The organism is Streptomyces sp. HUAS MG56 (genome assembly GCF_058673395.1).
This window is the reverse complement of record NZ_CM178722.1, coordinates 4,650,842-4,670,434: the sequence shown is the minus strand read 5'-3', so window position 1 is coordinate 4,670,434 and position 19,593 is coordinate 4,650,842. Positions and strand designations below refer to the sequence as shown.

Below are 19,593 nucleotides of genomic sequence, written 5' to 3'. Positions count from 1 at the left end.
TGGGGCGTTTCACAGCCCGACACGGTGGAGTGACCTGGTGGAGAGTCGTCGCGGCCCGCTCAAGAGTGCGGTACCGTCCAACGTCGTGAGCCCTGTACGTCGCTGTTCGCGCACCGCCTGCGGCCGACCCGCCGTGGCGACGCTGACGTACGTCTACGCCGACTCCACCGCGGTCCTCGGCCCGCTCGCCACCTACGCCGAACCCCACTGCTACGACCTGTGCGCCGAGCACTCCGAGCGCCTCACCGCCCCGCGCGGCTGGGAAGTCGTACGCCTCCTGGACGGCTCGGCCCCCGCGCGCCCCAGCGGCGACGACCTCGAAGCGCTCGCCAACGCCGTGCGCGAGGCGGCCCGCCCCCAGCAGCGCGCGGCCGAGGCGGGCGGCGGCGGAGCCCGCACGGCCGACCCCATGGAGGTCGCCCGCCGCGGTCACCTCCGGGTCCTGCGCTCCCCGGACAACTGAGCAGCCTCCGCCACCCCGGAGGCTCAGCCTCCACATGGTGTCCGCACACCTCCCCCTTACCCCCGACGGGTAGTTTGTGCTCACCCATAGAACTTTCAGGAGGGTTGGCCGTGGCTGCTGATCTGTCGCAGATCGTGAAGGCGTACGACGTGCGGGGAGTGGTCCCGGACCAGTGGGACGAATCGCTCGCCCGGCTCTTCGGCGCCGCCTTCGCGCAGGTGACGGGCGCCACGGCGATCGTCGTCGGCCACGACATGCGCCCCTCCTCCCCGGGCCTGTCCCGCGCCTTCGCGCAGGGCGCGGCGGACCGCGGCGTGGACGTCACCGAGATCGGCCTGTGCTCCACGGACCAGCTGTACTACGCCTCGGGCGCGCTGAACCTGCCCGGCGCCATGTTCACGGCCTCCCACAACCCGGCCCAGTACAACGGCATCAAGCTGTGCCGCGCGGGCGCCGCCCCGGTCGGCCAGGACACCGGCCTCGCGCAGATCCGCGAACTGGTCGAGGGCTGGCTGGAGTCGGGCGCCCCGGAGCCGGTGGCCGAGCCGGGAACCCTGTCCGGGCGCGAGACGTTGGACGACTACGCGGCGTACCTGCGCTCGCTGGTCGACCTGACCTCCATCCGCCCCCTGAAGGTCGTGGTCGACGCGGGCAACGGCATGGGCGGCCACACGGTCCCCTCCGTCTTCGAGGGCCTGCCCCTGACCCTCGTCCCGATGTACTTCGAACTGGACGGCACCTTCCCGAACCACGAGGCCAACCCGCTCGACCCGGCCAACCTCGTGGACCTGCAGAAGCGGGTTCCCGAGGAGGGCGCCGACCTCGGTATCGCCTTCGACGGCGACGCCGACCGCTGCTTCGTCGTGGACCAGCACGGCGACCCGGTCTCCCCGTCCGCGATCACCGCCCTGGTCGCCGCCCGCGAGCTGGCCCGCAACGGCGGCACGGGCACGATCATCCACAACCTGATCACCTCCCGCACGGTCCCGGAGGTCGTGCGGGAGAACGGCGGCACCCCGGTGCGCACCCGCGTCGGCCACTCCTTCATCAAGGCGGAGATGGCCGAGTCCGGCGCGATCTTCGGCGGCGAGCACTCCGCCCACTACTACTTCAAGGACTTCTGGAACGCCGACACGGGCATGCTGGCCGCCCTGCACGTCCTCGCGGCCCTCGGCGGCCAGGACGGCCCCCTCTCCTCCCTCGTCGCCCAGTACGACCGCTACGCCGGCTCCGGCGAGATCAACTCCACCGTCGCCGACCAGGCCGGCCGCCTCGCCGCCATCCGCGCCGCGTACGGGGACCGCGCCGACGTCACCCTGGACGACCTCGACGGCCTCACGGTCGCCGCGGCCGACTGGTGGTTCAACGTCCGCCCCTCCAACACGGAGCCCCTCCTCCGCCTGAACGCGGAGGCGAAGGACGAGGCGACGATGACGAAGATCAGGGACGAGGCCCTGGCGATCATCCGGGCCTGAGGCCTGAGGGTCCGGGCCCGCCGGGCGAACGGGGCGGCGGGGCCAGAGCGGTCGGGCGGCCGGGCCGGGGCGACGCGACGGCTTCCCGGCCGACGCCGCCGTCCCCGCCCGTATCCGCTTCGTCCCCGTCCCCGTCCCGCCCCTGTGCCCCGGCCCAACCTGCCCGGCAGCGGTACGCTGACCAGCGGCCAAAGAATCCTCGCCCCGAAGGGACATCCCATGCCGCTCGAAGCCGGCCTCCTGGAGATCCTCGCCTGCCCCGCGTGCCATGCCCCCCTGGAGGAGCAGGACACCGAGCTGGTCTGCACGAGCCAGGACTGCGGCCTCGCCTACCCCGTCCGCGACGGCATCCCGGTCCTTCTCGTGGACGAGGCCCGCCGCCCCGAGTGACGAGGCGCTTCACCTCGTAGCCCAGGCGCCCGCCGCACCGCGTACCGGCGCCACCCCCTGGAGGGCTCCGCACAGGACCCCGGCGATCGGAGGCTGCCGCCCATGCTGGACGAATCGCTGCTCGACACCCCGGAGGGCCTCGCCGAGGCCGACCGCCGGGGCCTGCTGCGCGGTGCCGCCGAGGCCGGCGCCCGCGTCCGCACCGCCGCCCGGCACGCCGCCGAGGCCGGGATCGGCGACCTCAAGCCCGACGGCCGCCCCCGCGCCGTACTGATCGCCGGCCCCGGCACCGCCGCCACCCACACCGCCGACCTCATCGGCGCGCTGGCCGGCGTCGGCAGCCCCGTGGTCCGGCTGGCCCCGACCGGCGTCGCCCCGGCCGCCGGCGCCCTGCGCTGGGAGCTCCCGGGCTGGGCCGGCTCCGTCGACCTGCTTCTGATCGCCACCCCGGACGGCACCGAACCCAGCCTCGCCCTCCTCACCGACCAGGCCTACCGCCGCGGCTGCTCGGTCGTCGCCGTGGCCCCGGCCGGCACGCCGCTCGCCGAGTCCGTCGCCGGCGCGCACGGCCTGTTCGTACCGATGGCGACAGCGCCGTACGACCAGGACGAACCGCTCGCCGCGTCCTCCCCGGGCGTCTTCTGGGCGCTGCTCACCCCGCTGCTGGCCCTCCTGGACCGCATCGGCCTGCTCAGCGCCCCGCCCGAGGAGCTGGAGAGGGTCGCGGACCGGCTGGACCACGTCGCCGAGCGCTGCGGCCCCGCCATCGCGACGTACAGCAACCCGGCGAAGACCCTCGCCGCCGAACTCGCCGACGCGCTCCCGGTGGTGTGGACGGAAGGCACCTCGGCGGGTCCCGCCGGGCACCGCTTCGCCGCCGCCCTCGCCGAACTCGCCGGCCGCCCCGCGCTCGTCGCCGAACTCCCCGAGGCGCTCGCCGCGCACAGCGCCCTGCTGGCCGGCCCGCTGGCCGCCAGCGCCGACCCCGACGACTTCTTCCGCGACCGGGTGGAGGAGGCGCCCGCGATGCACGCGCGCGTGGTGCTGCTCCGCGACCGCCCGCTCAGCGGCCTCACCGCCGCGCCCGCCGCCCGCGACCTGGCCCTCAGCCACGACACGCCGATCAGCGAACTCGAACCGGAGGAGGGCGGCGAACTGGAGACCCTCGCGGACCTGATCGCCGTCACGGATTTCGCCGCCGTTTACCTGGCGCTCGCTTCCGGGGCCTGATGTGGGCTCCGGGCCGGCCCCGCCGCGCCCGCGCCCTCACCGGCCGACGCCGACCGAGTGACACCGGCCGATGCCGACCGAGCGGCGTACGGACCGAGCCGCGTACGAACGACAGACAGAGAAGACACGGACACATGGACCGCCTCGACAACACCATCCGCCCCTACGCCTGGGGTTCCCCCACCGCCATCCCGCACCTGATCGGCGTCGAGCCGACCGGTGAACCGCAGGCGGAGATGTGGATGGGCGCCCACCCCGGTGCCCCCTCGCGCACCGCGCGCGGGAGCCTCGTCGAGGTCATCGACGCGAACCCGGAGGCCGAGCTGGGCAAGGCGGCCGTGGCCAAGTTCGGCCCGCGCCTGCCCTTCCTGCTCAAGATCCTCGCCGCCGGCGCGCCCCTCTCCCTCCAGGTGCACCCCGACCTGGCCCAGGCGAAGGAGGGCTACGCGGACGAGGAGCGCCGCGGCATCCCGGCCGACGCCCCGCACCGCAACTACAAGGACGCCAACCACAAGCCCGAACTGATCTGCGCGCTCACAGAGTTCGACGGCCTGTGCGGCTTCCGCGACCCCGTCCAGGCCGCCGACCTGCTCGCCGGCCTCGGCGTCGACTCCCTCAAGCCGTACGTCGACCTGCTGCACGCGCGCCCCGAGGACGCGGCCCTGCGCGAGGTCCTCACCGCGATCCTCAGCGCCGCCCCCGAGGAGATGGCGCACACGGTCGCCGAGGCCAGTGCCGCCTGCACCCGCCTCGGCGGCGCCTACACCCCCTACGCCGACATCGCCCACCACTACCCGGGCGACCCCGGCGTCATCGCCGCGATGCTGCTCAACCACGTCCGGCTCCAGCCCGGCGAGGCCCTCTTCCTCGGCGCCGGCATCCCGCACGCCTACCTCAACGGCCTCGGCGTCGAGATCATGGCCAACTCCGACAACGTCCTGCGCTGCGGCCTGACCCCCAAGCACGTCGACGTCCCCGAACTGCTGCGCGTCGTCCGCTTCGAGGCGAGCGACCCGGGCGTGCTGCGCCCCGAGGCCTCCGCGGCCGGCGAGGAGGTCTACGAGACGCCGATCGACGAGTTCCGCCTGTCCCGCTACGTGTTCGCCGAGGGCACCACCGCCCACGACCTCACCCTCGACACCCCGCAGATCCTGCTGTGCACCGCCGGTTCGGTCCGCGCGGGCGAACACGAGCTGGGCCCCGGCCAGTCGGTCTTCGTCCCGGCGGGCGAGAAGGCGGCCGTCTCCGGCGCGGGAACCGTCTTCCGCGCCACTGTGATCGTATGACCGGGGTTGTGGATACCTGACGCGGCGAGCCCCGGCCGGGCTGCAACAATGGCCCACCGGCAAAGGCCGGGCAAAGCCGGGCCGCCCGGACGACAGCGATGTCCGACGGCGGCACAGGCGGCACAGGCCGCAGAGGGCGACAGAGGCGAAGGGACAACGCGGACACATGAGCGCGTCAGGCGGTACGAAAGCGATCGTGGCGGCACTCGGCGCCAATCTCGCGATCGCGGCATCGAAGTTCGTGGCGTTCGCGTTCAGCGGCTCCTCCTCGATGCTCGCCGAGGGCGTCCACTCGCTCGCCGACTCCGGCAACCAGTTCCTGCTGCTGCTCGGCGGCAAGCGCGCACAGCGCGAGGCCACCGCGCAACACCCGTTCGGTTACGGCCGCGAGCGCTTCATCTACGCCTTCCTGGTCTCGATCGTGCTGTTCTCGATCGGCGGCATGTTCGCCGTCTACGAGGGCTTCGAGAAGATCAGCCACCCGCACGAACTGGAGAACTGGTACTGGCCGGTGGGCGTCCTGCTCTTCGCGGTCATCGCCGAGGGCTTCTCCTTCCGCACGGCCATAAAGGAGTCCAACGAGCTGCGCGGCGCGCTGTCCTGGGCCCAGTTCATCCGCCGCGCCAAGGCGCCCGAGCTGCCCGTCGTCCTGCTGGAGGACTTCGGCGCCCTCATCGGTCTGGTCCTCGCCCTGCTCGGCGTCGGCCTGTCCGTCCTCACCGGCGACGGCGTCTGGGACGGCATCGGCACCGTGTGCATCGGCGTCCTGCTCGTCTGCATCGCCCTGGTCCTCGCCGCCGAGACCAAGTCGCTGCTGCTGGGCGAGGCCGCCGGCCCGGACGTGATCAAGCAGATCGAGGAGGCGACCGTCGACGGCGACACCGTCACCGGCGTCATCCACATGCGCACGCTGCACCTCGGCCCCGAGGAGCTGCTGGTCGCCGCCAAGATCGCCGTCCAGCACGACGACACGGCCACCGAGGTCGCGAACGCCATCAACGCCGCCGAGGCCCGCATCCGCGCCGCCGTCCCGATCGCCCGCGTCATCTACCTCGAACCGGACATCTACAGCGAGTCCGAGGCCGCCAAGGGCCCCGACCCGGAGGCCACCCCCGGCGGCCCGAACCCGCACGCGGCCGGCCACTGACCAGCCGTCAGCCGCCCATCGGCGGCGCGGGCCAGGGCATCGCCGGCACCGACGCCGCCTCCCGCCGCCGTACGACGAGAAAACCGATCCCGAGCCCGACGCCGACGAGCACCAGCACACCGCCGAGGAGCCCAGCCGTGACGCCGAGGGCCGGGACGGTACGTTCGTCCGTCACCCGGCCCAGCACCGCGCTCTCGGACACTGTCCCGCTCTGCTCGTCGAGATGGAAACGCGAGTCCTGGGAGTCGGCGCGGTAGTCGCCCAGGAGGAACAGCCGCCCCTGAGGGACCGTCACGTCGTACGCCCTGTGCACACCGTCGGCGTCACCGCCGTACACGTACGGCTCCTCGACCGGCTTCCCGTTCACGCTCACCCCCTCCCGCGAACCCACCGCCGTGCAGCACCGCACCCGGTCCCCGCCCACCCCGATGACCCGCTTCACCAGGGGCGCGCCGATCCCGTACGACGCCGGCGGAGTGAACACCACGACGTCGCCGCGCCGCACCTCACCCCCGTCGACACGCTCCCAGACGATCCCGGTCCCGCGCGCGTACGTCGGCCGCATGCTGTCGCCCGCCAGGGTGGAGACCCCGTACGCGGCCCGCAGCCAGGCGACGGCACCGACCGCCAACACCAGGCCCAGCACCCCCAGCACCAGCGCCGAGATCCCCAGCCCCCGCCCTCGCGTTCTCCCCGCCATGTCCCGTCCTCCCCAAGAGCCCCATCCGAGGCGCGGAGAATAGCGGCACGCTGTGATCGGACTGTGCGGAGGTGCCGGTCCGCAGGAGAAGAGACGGACGGGACGGCGCGTACAGCGCCGCGTACGGCGGCGCATACGGGACGGGGGACACGGGCCCGGGCATCGATCACCGGGGCCCGCACCCGTCAGCCCGTTCGTCCCCGTCGGCTCATCCGACCTCGGCGAGCACGTCGAGTACCGCCCGCTCGTCCGGCGCCGCCAGCAGCCGCTCCCGGAAGCCGGGGTCCATCAGCTTGCGGGACAACAGCGCGAGGATCCGCAGATGTTCGTCACCGGCGGCCGCCTCCGGTACGGCGATCATGAACACCAGCCGGGCCTTCGTACCGTCCAGCGAACCCCACTCGACCCCCTCGGCGGACCGCGCGAACCCGACGACCGGCGCACTCACCGCATCGGTCTTCGCATGCGGGATGGCGATCTCCTCGCCCAGCCCGGTCGTGCCCTGCTCCTCCCGCCGCAGCGCGGTCGCCACCAACTCGTCCACATCGGAGACCCGCCCACTACGGCCCAGCAGCTCGGCCATCTCCCGTATCGCGGCCTCCTTGTCCCCGGCGGCGAGCGCGACGCGCACGGTGCGCCCGCTGAGATAGCCGGACAACACCTCGGCCTCCGTACCCGGACCGGCGGTAACAAGCACCGAACCCCCCGAGCCCGCGGGCCCGGCCTCCGCCGCCGCCACCGCCTGGTCAGGCACGGCCACCTGCGCCGCCGAATCTCCCCCCACACCCGACGAACCCGAGCCCGCGCCAGTGTCCGCGCCCGAACCCAAGTCCGAGTCCGCGCCCGATTCCGCACCCGAAGCCGACGACGAATCCGAACCCGAAGCCCTGCCCGAAACCGTGGGAACAGCCCCCACACGCCCTCGCCGCCCACTCACATCAACCAACGTCACGGTCACCAGCGCGGTCACCACCGCACCGATCACCACTGCGACGAAGAACATCGGCACCCCGCTCACGGCACCGAGCACCGCCACGATCGGCCCCCCGTGCGGCACCGCGTCCTTCACCCCGGCCAGCCCCGCGACCGCACCGGCCACCGCGCCACCGAGCATGTTGGCCGGAATCACCTGCGCGGGCCGCGCGGCCGCGAACGGAATCGCGCCCTCCGAGATACCGAAGCAGCCCATGAACAGCGCCGCGAGACCGGTCTCCCGCTCCTGCTCGGTGTACAGCCCGCGCCGGATCAGCGTGGCCAGCCCCTGCCCCAGCGGCATCACCGGAATCGCGGCCGCGCACATGCCCATCACCGTCTGGTTGCCGCTCGCGATGAGCCCGGCACCGAAGAGGAACGCCGTCTTGTTGACCGGCCCGCCCATGTCGAACGCGATCATCAGACCCAGAATCGCGCCGAGCAGGATCGCGCTGGTCCCCGTCATCCCGCCGAGCCAGCTCGTCAGGTGCTCGAACACCCAGGAGATCGGCCTGCCGATGACATAGATGAAGAACAGCCCGAGCGCGGTCGTCGCCACGATCGGGATCACGATGATCGGCATGATCGGCTGTACGAACTTCGGCACCCGGACCTTCTTGATCCACAGCACCAGGTACCCGGCGAGGAACCCCGTCACGATCGCGCCGATGAACCCCGCGCCGGCCTTCGAGTCGTACAGCGCCCCCGTGTTCGCGATCCAGCCCCCGATCATGCCCGGCACCAGCGCGGGCCGGTCGGCGATCGCGTACGCGATGTAGCCGGACAGGATCGGGATCATCAGCTGGAACCCGATCCCGCCGATCGCATTGACGTGCGCCCAGAAGGTGCCGTCCGGGATCACGTACCCCTTCGCCGTCGCATGGCCGCCGAGCGCCAGCGACACCGCGATCAGCAGACCGCCGACGACCACGAACGGGATCATGTACGACACGCCGTTCATCAGCGCCTTGTACACCGGCCCCCGCTCCCGGCCGCCGCCCCCGCCACCCGAGGTCCCCGCAGCGCTCCCGGCCCCGCCCGGCGCGTGCACCGGCGCCGACCGCACCCGCTCGATCAGCTGCTCGGGATGGTGGATGCCCTCGGCGACCCCGACCGTCAGCACGCGCTTGCCCGCGAACCGGCTCAGGTCGACGTCCTTGTCCGCGGCGACGATGATGCCGTCCGCGTGTCTGACATCGTTGTCATCGAGGACGTTTTCGGCCCCGATCGATCCCTGGGTCTCCACCTTCATCTCGATGCCACGGCTCGCCGCGGCCTGCGCGAGCTTCTCCGCCGCCATGTACGTGTGCGCGATGCCGGTCGGGCAGGCGGTCACCACCAGCAGCTTCACCCGCCGCCGTTCGTCATCACGGCCACCCGTGGAGGGCGGTCCGGCCGGACTGGTCACGTCGATACTCCTCACACCTTCGTCGCGCGCGGTGCCGTCCCGGACACCCCGCGAGCGCGGACCGGGATTCCCGGCCCCCTGCATCCTGCCGCACCCTCCCCTCGGAGCTCAGAGGCGAAAGTTCCTGTTCATCCCGGTCTGCGGGCGCCCGTCCCCGGGGATTCGCACCCCTGCCGGCACGCCTCCTGCCCCCGCAGTGCCGCTCGAAACCGCCCTCCCAGTGGCTCGAACCTTGCGGCGGCGGACTGGGGGCGACCCGGCCCTCCGGTGTAGCTTGGGACGGAGCCAGACGTCGCTGCTGATGGCGGTCGGGCGGTCCTCGCGGACCGGCCGAGGGAGAGAGGGCCTCCGACGGACTGCGCTGCGCGTACGGGGGCATGCCTGTGTGCTCTTCGCGGGCACCCGTGTGTCCGCCGCCGCGCAGATCAGCCGTATCCACCTCGATCCCGACTCCGAGGAGCAGCTCGTAATGACGACTGTCGACAACCGACAGGACTTCAAGGTCGCCGATCTCTCGCTGGCCGAGTTCGGCCGCAAGGAGATCACCCTCGCCGAGCACGAGATGCCCGGCCTGATGGCGATCCGCAAGGAGTACGCCGAGGCGCAGCCCCTGGCCGGCGCCCGCGTCACCGGCTCCCTGCACATGACCGTCCAGACCGCCGTGCTCATCGAGACCCTCGTCGCCCTGGGCGCGCGGGTCCGCTGGGCCTCCTGCAACATCTTCTCCACCCAGGACCACGCGGCCGCCGCCATCGCCGTCGGCCCGAACGGCACGCCCGACAACCCGCAGGGCGTCCCGGTCTTCGCCTGGAAGGGCGAGACCCTGGAGGAGTACTGGTGGTGCACGGAGCAGGCGCTGACCTGGCCGGACAGCCCCACCGGCGGCCCGAACATGATCCTGGACGACGGCGGTGACGCCACCCTCCTCGTCCACAAGGGCGTCGAGTACGAGAAGGACGGCAAGGTCCCCGGCCTGGACACCGCCGAGTCCGACGAGCACCGCGTCATCCTCGACCTCCTGCACCGCACCATCACGGACGGCTCGCAGAAGTGGACCCAGCTGGCCTCCGAGATCCGCGGCGTGACGGAGGAGACCACGACGGGCGTCCACCGCCTGTACGAGATGCAGCGCGACGGCGTCCTCCTGTTCCCGGCGATCAACGTCAACGACGCCGTCACCAAGTCGAAGTTCGACAACAAGTACGGCTGCCGCCACTCGCTGGTCGACGGCATCAACCGCGCAACCGACGTCCTGATCGGCGGCAAGACCGCGGTCGTCTGCGGCTACGGCGACGTGGGCAAGGGCTGCGCGGAGTCCCTGCGCGGACAGGGCGCCCGCGTGATCGTCACCGAGATCGACCCGATCTGCGCGCTCCAGGCGGCGATGGACGGCTACCAGGTGACGACCCTCGACGAGGTCATCGACAAGGCCGACATCTTCGTCACCACGACGGGCAACAAGGACATCATCATGGCCGCGGACATGGCCAAGATGAAGCACCAGGCGATCGTCGGCAACATCGGTCACTTCGACAACGAGATCGACATGGCCGGTCTGGCGAAGATCCCGGGCATCGTGAAGGACGAGGTCAAGCCGCAGGTCCACACCTGGACCTTCCCGGACGGCAAGAAGATCATCGTGCTGTCCGAGGGCCGCCTGCTCAACCTGGGCAACGCCACCGGTCACCCGTCGTTCGTGATGTCCAACTCCTTCGCGGACCAGACCCTGGCCCAGATCGAGCTGTTCACCAAGCCGGACGAGTACCCGGTCGGTGTGTACACGCTGCCCAAGCACCTGGACGAGAAGGTCGCCCGCCTCCACCTGGCCTCCCTCGGCGTGAAGCTGACCACGCTGCGTCCGGAGCAGGCCGCGTACATCGGTGTCGAGGTCGACGGCCCGTTCAAGCCGGACCACTACCGCTACTGAGCCCCCGGGTTCCGTAGCCCCGCTCGCCGGGGAGCACGCCGGTGCACCGCCGCGCTCCCCGACAGCAGGTCTCCCGAGGCAGGCCCCCGCACCCCCGTGCCGGGGGCCTGCCCCTTTCCCGGAACCGTCAGCCGGCCCCGGAGCCAGTCCGGACCGGCTGAACCGGCCCGGGCCGTCAGCCCGTCAAGCCCCAGGACCCCCATGCCCCGCGGCCGTTATTCGCTCCACGATCCGCATGATCACACCCCCCTCGCAGAAGAGCACTTCCAATGCGCCCCCGGCCCGTCCGGCTGGCGCTACGTCTCCCGGCTGACCGGCCCCGCCGGTGATCAGCACGGCTCGGTCGACCTCGCCCTGGACGACCTCGGCCGCCCCATCCGCCTCGAACTGCACGCGGGAGGCTGGCAGGTGCGAGGCGCCGCCCTCGACGGCGTCACCTGGGTCCGCACCGACCCCACCGGAACCCATGCCACCGAAGGCAATGTGCGCGCCCACGCCTTCACCGGCACGTCCCCCGCGTTCCTCGTCGCCACTGCCCGTCTGCTGCGCCTCACCCCCTCGTCCGCCGCGACCCGCGTACGCCTGGTCGCCTTCACGGATCCCGTCCTCGCCCCCCGCACCGTGGACCAGTCCTGGGCCTTGGTGAACAGCGAAGCACACGCCACTGACAACGGCCCCCTGACCGTGGACGAATACCAGGTCACAGCCCTGGACACCGGCGAACGGCACAGCGTCCACATCGCCGGCGACGTCGTTCTGGCCGCGCCCGGCATCGAGCTGGAGGAGCTTGAGACACCGCCGTCGTCCTTCGACTGAACGCGGCGGAACCCGACCGCCGAGTACTCCTCGGACCCCGCCTCAGGCCGGCGGTGCGAATCCGGTGGACGGGCGGTCGGCCGACGGCTCCTCCACCGGCCGTGCGGCATGCGCGGCCGACGGCGTGACGGGCGTCTGCGGCCGCCGCGGATCCCGGTCCTGCGGTCCGGCCGGCGGAACGACGTTCCACGGAGGGCCCGCGACAGGAGCGGGCGGCGGCTGAGGAGCGGCGGGTGCCGTCGGCGTGCCGGTCCGCCCCGCGGCCGGGGCGAAACCGCCGGCACCGAACGCCTGCCGGACCTCACGGGACTGCCGCTCGTGCACCACGGCCGCGAGAAAGGCGGCGGCCGGCAGATCCGGCGACACCGAAGCACCCGTACGCGCCGCGAGATCGGCCGCCAGCCGCTGCGCCATCCCCACGGAGACCTGCGGATCGAGCTGCGTCATCCGCGTCAGGTACTGCCGCACGGCCAGCCACAGCCCGTCCGGCACGGCAGACAGGTCCAGCTCGGCGAACCGCCCCACGAGCCACGGCGGCGGAGGCGGCACGAACCCGGCCGGACCGGCGGGTATTCGCTCACGGACGACGAGCGTGCCCGCGAACACGTCCCCGAGCCGCCGGCCCCGCGCGGACACCAGCGAGGCGATGCAGGCCACCACACCGAACGTCAGCAGGATCTCGACCACACCGATCGCGCCGCGCACCAGCGCATGCCGGAACCGGATCGGTCCGCCGTCGTCCCGCACCACCCGAAGCCCGAAGGCCAGCTTCCCGAGCGACCGCCCATGACTGAGCGTCTCCACCGCGATCGGACCGCCGACCAGCACCAGCAGAAACGTCGCGATCGACAGGGCCACCTGCGCAGCCTCGTCCATCGAGGCCGTCGACATCACCAGCGCCACCGTGACCACGACGTACGCGGTCACGGCCACCACCAGGTCGAACAACACGGCCAGCGCCCTGCTCGGCAGCCTCGCCGGCAGCAGTTCGAGCGCCACCGCCTCGCCGGTCACCAGCTCACTCACGCCCGCCGCCCTTCCCCGATCTGCCCCCGGAACCGCAAGTCTGCCAAGCTGTGGGCGCATCGCGCCCCAGTGCGACAAGCTGACAGTAGATGCGAGCATCCACGACGAGCGGACGAGCTGTCGACGACCAGCCGAGGAGCAGGCAGACCCGATGGACCTGGACGTCTTCGTCTCCGCGCACCGTGCCGAATGGGACCGCCTCGACGCCCTGCTCCGCCGCCGGCGCCGTCTCAACGGCGCCGAAGCCGACGAACTCGTCGCGCTCTACCAGCGCACCGCCACTCACCTCTCCCTCATCCAGTCCAGCGCTCCGGACCCGCAACTGACGGGACGGCTCAGCCAGCTGGTGGCACGCGCGCGTAGCGCCGTCACCGGCACCCGCCGCGCTTCATGGCGTGACGTCACGCGCTTCCTGGGCCAGGGCTTCCCGGCAGCCGTCTATCGCGCGCGCCATTGGTGGGTACCCACAGCACTTGTGTCCACGGTCATCGCGATCCTGCTCGGCTGGTGGATCGGCACCCACCCGGACGTGCAGTCGTCCATCGCGGCCCCGGGCCAGCTGCGCGAGCTGACCCGCCCCGGCGGCGAGTACGAGACGTACTACTCCAGCCACCCCGCGGCCGCCTTCGCCGCCCAGGTGTGGACGAACAACGCCCAGGCGGCCGCGATGTGCCTGGTCCTGGGGGTGTTCCTGGGGCTGCCCGTCCTGTGGATCCTCTTCGAGAACATGCTCAACCTGGGCGTCGGGTTCGGCCTGATGTCCTCCGCCGGCCGCCTCGACACCTTCCTGGGGCTGGTCCTCCCGCACGGCCTGCTCGAACTGACCGCCGTCTTCGTCGCCGCCGGTACGGGCCTGCGCCTGGGCTGGACCCTCATAGACCCGGGTCCCCGCACCCGCCGTACCGCTCTCGCCGAGGAGGGACGGGCCGCGGTCGGCATGGCGATCGGTCTGGCCCTGGTCCTCTTCGTCTCCGGCGCCATCGAAGGCTTCGTCACCCCCTCCGGCCTGCCCACCTGGGCCCGCATCGGCATCGGCATCGCGGTCGAGCTCGCATTCCTGACGTACGTCTACGTCCTGGGCGGCCGAGCCGTACGCGCCGGCGAGACGGGCGATCTCGAAGCGACGGACCGCAGCGCCGGCGTCCCCACCGCTGCCTGATGTGCGATCCACGTCTGTGAGCTGCTAGTCTCCTCTTCGCCCCGCAAACCCGTTGACACGGGTGGCGTGGGGAGGTAGATTCAAACAGTTGCCTAGAGCTGGACAAGCTCGGTGGCGAGCGTTAGAATCTACAAGCTTCCTGAGAAAAGTCGAGAACGACTTCTCGAAGAAGCACCTCCCGATTACTCAGAAATGAGCGGCCGGTCAGACCGGCCAAGAACTTCTGATAAAGTCGGAACCGCCGGAAAGGGAAACGCGAAGCGAAAGCGGAGCGGGAACCTGGAAAGCACCGAGGAAATCGGATCGAGAAAAGATCTGATAGAGTCGGAAACACCGAAGGGAAGCCCGGAGGAAAGCCCGAGAGGGTGAGTACAAAGGAAGCGACCGTTCCTTGAGAACTCAACAGCGTGCCAAAAATCAACGCCAGATTAGTTGATACCCCGTCTCCGGTCATCACGACCGGGGCGAGGTTCCTTTGAAAAACACAGCGAGGACGCTGTGAACCGGGAGGACTATTCCTCCTCCTGGTTCCGCTCTCGTGGTGTTCGACCGGATTACCGGTAAACATTCACGGAGAGTTTGATCCTGGCTCAGGACGAACGCTGGCGGCGTGCTTAACACATGCAAGTCGAACGATGAAGCCCTTCGGGGTGGATTAGTGGCGAACGGGTGAGTAACACGTGGGCAATCTGCCCTTCACTCTGGGACAAGCCCTGGAAACGGGGTCTAATACCGGATATGACCGTCTTGGGCATCCTTGACGGTGTAAAGCTCCGGCGGTGAAGGATGAGCCCGCGGCCTATCAGCTTGTTGGTGAGGTAATGGCTCACCAAGGCGACGACGGGTAGCCGGCCTGAGAGGGCGACCGGCCACACTGGGACTGAGACACGGCCCAGACTCCTACGGGAGGCAGCAGTGGGGAATATTGCACAATGGGCGAAAGCCTGATGCAGCGACGCCGCGTGAGGGATGACGGCCTTCGGGTTGTAAACCTCTTTCAGCAGGGAAGAAGCGCAAGTGACGGTACCTGCAGAAGAAGCGCCGGCTAACTACGTGCCAGCAGCCGCGGTAATACGTAGGGCGCAAGCGTTGTCCGGAATTATTGGGCGTAAAGAGCTCGTAGGCGGCTTGTCACGTCGGGTGTGAAAGCCCGGGGCTTAACCCCGGGTCTGCATTCGATACGGGCTAGCTAGAGTGTGGTAGGGGAGATCGGAATTCCTGGTGTAGCGGTGAAATGCGCAGATATCAGGAGGAACACCGGTGGCGAAGGCGGATCTCTGGGCCATTACTGACGCTGAGGAGCGAAAGCGTGGGGAGCGAACAGGATTAGATACCCTGGTAGTCCACGCCGTAAACGGTGGGAACTAGGTGTTGGCGACATTCCACGTCGTCGGTGCCGCAGCTAACGCATTAAGTTCCCCGCCTGGGGAGTACGGCCGCAAGGCTAAAACTCAAAGGAATTGACGGGGGCCCGCACAAGCAGCGGAGCATGTGGCTTAATTCGACGCAACGCGAAGAACCTTACCAAGGCTTGACATACACCGGAAAGCATTAGAGATAGTGCCCCCCTTGTGGTCGGTGTACAGGTGGTGCATGGCTGTCGTCAGCTCGTGTCGTGAGATGTTGGGTTAAGTCCCGCAACGAGCGCAACCCTTGTTCTGTGTTGCCAGCATGCCCTTCGGGGTGATGGGGACTCACAGGAGACCGCCGGGGTCAACTCGGAGGAAGGTGGGGACGACGTCAAGTCATCATGCCCCTTATGTCTTGGGCTGCACACGTGCTACAATGGCCGGTACAATGAGCTGCGATACCGTGAGGTGGAGCGAATCTCAAAAAGCCGGTCTCAGTTCGGATTGGGGTCTGCAACTCGACCCCATGAAGTCGGAGTTGCTAGTAATCGCAGATCAGCATTGCTGCGGTGAATACGTTCCCGGGCCTTGTACACACCGCCCGTCACGTCACGAAAGTTGGTAACACCCGAAGCCGGTGGCCCAACCCCTTGTGGGAGGGAGTCGTCGAAGGTGGGACTAGCGATTGGGACGAAGTCGTAACAAGGTAGCCGTACCGGAAGGTGCGGCTGGATCACCTCCTTTCTAAGGAGCACTTCTTACCGGGCTCTGCTCGGTCAGAGGCCAGTACATCGGCGAGTGTCCGATGCTGGTTGCTCATGGGTGGAACGTTGATTATTCGGCACGGTCCAGGACGGACCAGGCGCTAGTACTGCTCTTCGGGGCGTGGAACGCTGATCTGGTCGGCTGGTCGTGCCGGGCACGCTGTTGGGTGTCTGAGGGAATGATCTGATCTTCTCCTCAGTCGCCGGCCCCAGTGCACTCGGACCTTATGGGTTCGGGGTGATGGGTGGCTGGTCGTTGTTTGAGAACTGCACAGTGGACGCGAGCATCTGTGGCCAAGTTTTTAAGGGCGCACGGTGGATGCCTTGGCACCAGGAACCGATGAAGGACGTGGGAGGCCGCGATAGTCCCCGGGGAGTCGTCAACCAGGCTTTGATCCGGGGGTTTCCGAATGGGGAAACCCGGCAGTCGTCATGGGCTGTCACCCGCTGCTGAACACATAGGCAGTGTGGAGGGAACGAGGGGAAGTGAAACATCTCAGTACCCTCAGGAAGAGAAAACAACCGTGATTCCGGGAGTAGTGGCGAGCGAAACCGGATGAGGCCAAACCTATGGCGTGTGAGACCCGGCAGGGGTTGCGTCGTGGGGGTTGTGGGATCTCTCTTTCACGGTCTGCCGGCCGTGAGACGAGTCAGAAACCGTTGATGTAGGCGAAGGACATGCGAAAGGTCCGGCGTAGAGGGTAAGACCCCCGTAGTCGAAACGTCAGCGGCTCGTTTGAGAGACACCCAAGTAGCACGGGGCCCGAGAAATCCCGTGTGAATCTGGCGGGACCACCCGCTAAGCCTAAATATTCCCTGGTGACCGATAGCGGATAGTACCGTGAGGGAATGGTGAAAAGTACCCCGGGAGGGGAGTGAAATAGTACCTGAAACCGTGTGCCTACAAGCCGTGGGAGCGTCGGAATGTGCTTGCACATTCTCGTGACTGCGTGCCTTTTGAAGAATGAGCCTGCGAGTTTGCGGTGTGTTGCGAGGTTAACCCGGGTGGGGAAGCCGTAGCGAAAGCGAGTCCGAACAGGGCGATTCAGTAGCACGCTCAAGACCCGAAGCGGAGTGATCTAGCCATGGGCAGGTTGAAGCGGAGGTAAGACTTCGTGGAGGACCGAACCCACCAGGGTTGAAAACCTGGGGGATGACCTGTGGTTAGGGGTGAAAGGCCAATCAAACTCCGTGATAGCTGGTTCTCCCCGAAATGCATTTAGGTGCAGCGTCGTGTGTTTCTTGCCGGAGGTAGAGCACTGGATAGGCGATGGGCCCTACCGGGTTACTGACCTTAGCCAAACTCCGAATGCCGGTAAGTGAGAGCGCGGCAGTGAGACTGTGGGGGATAAGCTCCATGGTCGAGAGGGAAACAGCCCAGAGCATCGACTAAGGCCCCTAAGCGTACGCTAAGTGGGAAAGGATGTGGAGTCGCACAGACAACCAGGAGGTTGGCTTAGAAGCAGCCACCCTTGAAAGAGTGCGTAATAGCTCACTGGTCTAGTGATTCCGCGCCGACAATGTAGCGGGGCTCAAGCGTACCGCCGAAGTCGTGTCATTCACACAATAGGGCCAACGCCTGTGTGGATGGGTAGGGGAGCGTCGTCTGCCGGGTGAAGCGGCACTGGAAGGTAGTCGTGGACGGTTGACGAGTGAGAATGCAGGCATGAGTAGCGATACAAACGTGAGAAACGTTTGCGCCGATTGACTAAGGGTTCCTGGGTCAAGCTGATCTGCCCAGGGTAAGTCGGGACCTAAGGCGAGGCCGACAGGCGTAGTCGATGGATAACCGGTTGATATTCCGGTACCCGCTGTGAAGCGTCAAACATCGAGCATCGTGATGCTAAGGCCGTGAAGCCGTTCCGGACCCTTCGGGGAATGGAAAGTGGTGGAGCCGCCGGACCAAGCGGTTAGTAGGTGAGTGATGGGGTGACGCAGGAAGGTAGTCCATCCCGGGCGGTGGTTGTCCCGGGGTAAGGGTGTAGCCCGAGTGGTAGGCAAATCCGCCACTCATGCAGGGTGAGACCTGATGCCGAGCCGATTGTGGTGAAGTGGATGATCCTATGCTGTCGAGAAAAGCCTCTAGCGAGTTTCATGGCGGCCCGTACCCTAAACCGACTCAGGTGGTCAGGTAGAGAATACCGAGGCGTTCGGGTGAACTATGGTTAAGGAACTCGGCAAAATGCCCCCGTAACTTCGGGAGAAGGGGGGCCACGTCTGGTGACGGCACTTGCTGCCAGAGCTGGGGGTGGCCGCAGAGACCAGCGAGAAGCGACTGTTTACTAAAAACACAGGTCCGTGCGAAGCCGTAAGGCGATGTATACGGACTGACGCCTGCCCGGTGCTGGAACGTTAAGGGGACCGGTTAGCTCCATTTCGGTGGGGCGAAGCTGAGAACTTAAGCGCCAGTAAACGGCGGTGGTAACTATAACCATCCTAAGGTAGCGAAATTCCTTGTCGGGTAAGTTCCGACCTGCACGAATGGCGTAACGACTTCTCGACTGTCTCAACCATAGGCCCGGTGAAATTGCACTACGAGTAAAGATGCTCGTTTCGCGCAGCAGGACGGAAAGACCCCGGGACCTTTACTACAGTTTGATATTGGTGTTCGGTTCGGCTTGTGTAGGATAGCTGGGAGACTTTGAAGCGGGCACGCCAGTGTTCGTGGAGTCGTCGTTGAAATACCAGTCTGGTCGTGCTGGATGTCTAACCTGGGTCCGTGATCCGGATCAGGGACAGTGTCTGATGGGTAGTTTAACTGGGGCGGTTGCCTCCTAAAGAGTAACGGAGGCGCCCAAAGGTTCCCTCAGCCTGGTTGGCAATCAGGTGTTGAGTGTAAGTGCACAAGGGAGCTTGACTGTGAGACCGACGGGTCGAGCAGGGACGAAAGTCGGGACTAGTGATCCGGCGGTGGCTTGTGGAAGCGCCGTCGCTCAACGGATAAAAGGTACCCCGGGGATAACAGGCTGATCTTCCCCAAGAGTCCATATCGACGGGATGGTTTGGCACCTCGATGTCGGCTCGTCGCATCCTGGGGCTGGAGTCGGTCCCAAGGGTTGGGCTGTTCGCCCATTAAAGCGGTACGCGAGCTGGGTTTAGAACGTCGTGAGACAGTTCGGTCCCTATCCGCTGTGCGCGTAGGAGTCTTGAGAAGGGCTGTCCCTAGTACGAGAGGACCGGGACGGACGAACCTCTGGTGTGCCAGTTGTTCTGCCAAGGGCATGGCTGGTTGGCTACGTTCGGGAGGGATAACCGCTGAAAGCATCTAAGCGGGAAGCCTGCTTCGAGATGAGGACTCCCACCCACTTGATGGGGTAAGGCTCCCAGTAGACGACTGGGTTGATAGGCCGGATCTGGAAGCACCGTGAGGTGTGGAGGTGACCGGTACTAATAGGCCGAGGGCTTGTCCTCAGTTGCTCGCGTCCACTGTGTTGGTTCTGAAACCACGAACAGCCCCGCCGAACAGGCGGTCCGGTTGTCA

Annotated in this window: 12 protein-coding genes and 2 rRNA genes; 11 read left to right on the top strand and 3 right to left on the bottom strand. The window is 68.0% G+C overall.

Annotation, left to right across the window (positions count from 1 at the left end):
• Positions 1–37: 37 nt before the first annotated feature.
• From AC4OXY_RS22085 to AC4OXY_RS22060, 6 genes are all read left to right on the top strand, one after another.
• The gene (locus AC4OXY_RS22085) at positions 38–463 is read left to right on the top strand and encodes a DUF3499 domain-containing protein (protein WP_356035479.1); all 426 of its coding nucleotides are present in this window, start codon (positions 38–40) and stop codon (positions 461–463) included.
• A gap of 110 nt (positions 464–573) precedes the next feature.
• Entirely contained in the window at positions 574–1,938 is a 1,365-nt protein-coding gene (locus AC4OXY_RS22080; RefSeq protein ID WP_491994489.1) for a phosphomannomutase/phosphoglucomutase, read from the top strand.
• A 219-nt stretch (positions 1,939–2,157) separates the two neighbouring features.
• Entirely contained in the window at positions 2,158–2,328 is a 171-nt protein-coding gene (locus AC4OXY_RS22075) for a Trm112 family protein (protein ID WP_376287156.1), read from the top strand.
• Between the two features lie 102 nt (positions 2,329–2,430).
• Positions 2,431–3,558 (top strand): SIS domain-containing protein, encoded by a 1,128-nt coding sequence (locus tag AC4OXY_RS22070; RefSeq protein ID WP_376287153.1) that lies wholly within the window; start codon positions 2,431–2,433, stop codon positions 3,556–3,558.
• 134 nt (positions 3,559–3,692) lie between these two features.
• Entirely contained in the window at positions 3,693–4,844 is a 1,152-nt protein-coding gene (gene manA / locus AC4OXY_RS22065) for a mannose-6-phosphate isomerase, class I (RefSeq protein ID WP_356035468.1), read from the top strand.
• Positions 4,845–5,010: 166 nt separating this feature from the next.
• Complete coding sequence (locus AC4OXY_RS22060; RefSeq protein ID WP_356035465.1) at positions 5,011–5,991, top strand: cation diffusion facilitator family transporter; 981 nt, start codon at positions 5,011–5,013, stop codon at positions 5,989–5,991.
• 7 nt (positions 5,992–5,998) lie between these two features.
• Here the strand turns inward: AC4OXY_RS22060 and lepB are convergent, their stop codons facing one another.
• Positions 5,999–6,691: a signal peptidase I gene (lepB, locus tag AC4OXY_RS22055; protein ID WP_402062908.1), complete on the bottom strand. Its 693-nt coding sequence runs from the start codon at positions 6,689–6,691 to the stop codon at positions 5,999–6,001.
• A 208-nt stretch (positions 6,692–6,899) separates the two neighbouring features.
• Entirely contained in the window at positions 6,900–9,071 is a 2,172-nt protein-coding gene (locus AC4OXY_RS22050; protein WP_491994488.1) for a fructose-specific PTS transporter subunit EIIC, read from the bottom strand.
• A 469-nt stretch (positions 9,072–9,540) separates the two neighbouring features.
• Between AC4OXY_RS22050 and ahcY the strand changes: the two genes are divergently transcribed.
• Both ahcY and AC4OXY_RS22040 read left to right on the top strand, forming a co-directional pair.
• A complete protein-coding gene (ahcY, locus tag AC4OXY_RS22045) occupies positions 9,541–10,998 on the top strand; it encodes an adenosylhomocysteinase (RefSeq protein WP_491994487.1) in 1,458 nt (485 codons plus the stop codon).
• Between the two features lie 201 nt (positions 10,999–11,199).
• Positions 11,200–11,814, top strand: a complete 615-nt coding sequence (locus AC4OXY_RS22040; RefSeq protein ID WP_362823269.1) for a hypothetical protein — start codon at positions 11,200–11,202, stop codon at positions 11,812–11,814.
• Positions 11,815–11,856: 42 nt separating this feature from the next.
• Here AC4OXY_RS22040 and AC4OXY_RS22035 read toward each other — a convergent pair whose 3' ends face one another.
• Positions 11,857–12,840: an RDD family protein gene (locus AC4OXY_RS22035; RefSeq protein ID WP_491994486.1), complete on the bottom strand. Its 984-nt coding sequence runs from the start codon at positions 12,838–12,840 to the stop codon at positions 11,857–11,859.
• A 151-nt stretch (positions 12,841–12,991) separates the two neighbouring features.
• Between AC4OXY_RS22035 and AC4OXY_RS22030 the strand changes: the two genes are divergently transcribed.
• From AC4OXY_RS22030 to AC4OXY_RS22020, 3 genes are all read left to right on the top strand, one after another.
• Positions 12,992–13,999: a stage II sporulation protein M gene (locus AC4OXY_RS22030; RefSeq protein ID WP_376287138.1), complete on the top strand. Its 1,008-nt coding sequence runs from the start codon at positions 12,992–12,994 to the stop codon at positions 13,997–13,999.
• Positions 14,000–14,566: 567 nt separating this feature from the next.
• Positions 14,567–16,092 (top strand): 16S ribosomal RNA (locus AC4OXY_RS22025).
• 312 nt (positions 16,093–16,404) lie between these two features.
• Positions 16,405–19,523: ribosomal RNA gene (locus AC4OXY_RS22020) — 23S ribosomal RNA — on the top strand.
• Together the 16S and 23S rRNA genes form the textbook arrangement of a ribosomal RNA operon.
• The last annotated feature ends 70 nt before the right edge of the window (positions 19,524–19,593 follow it).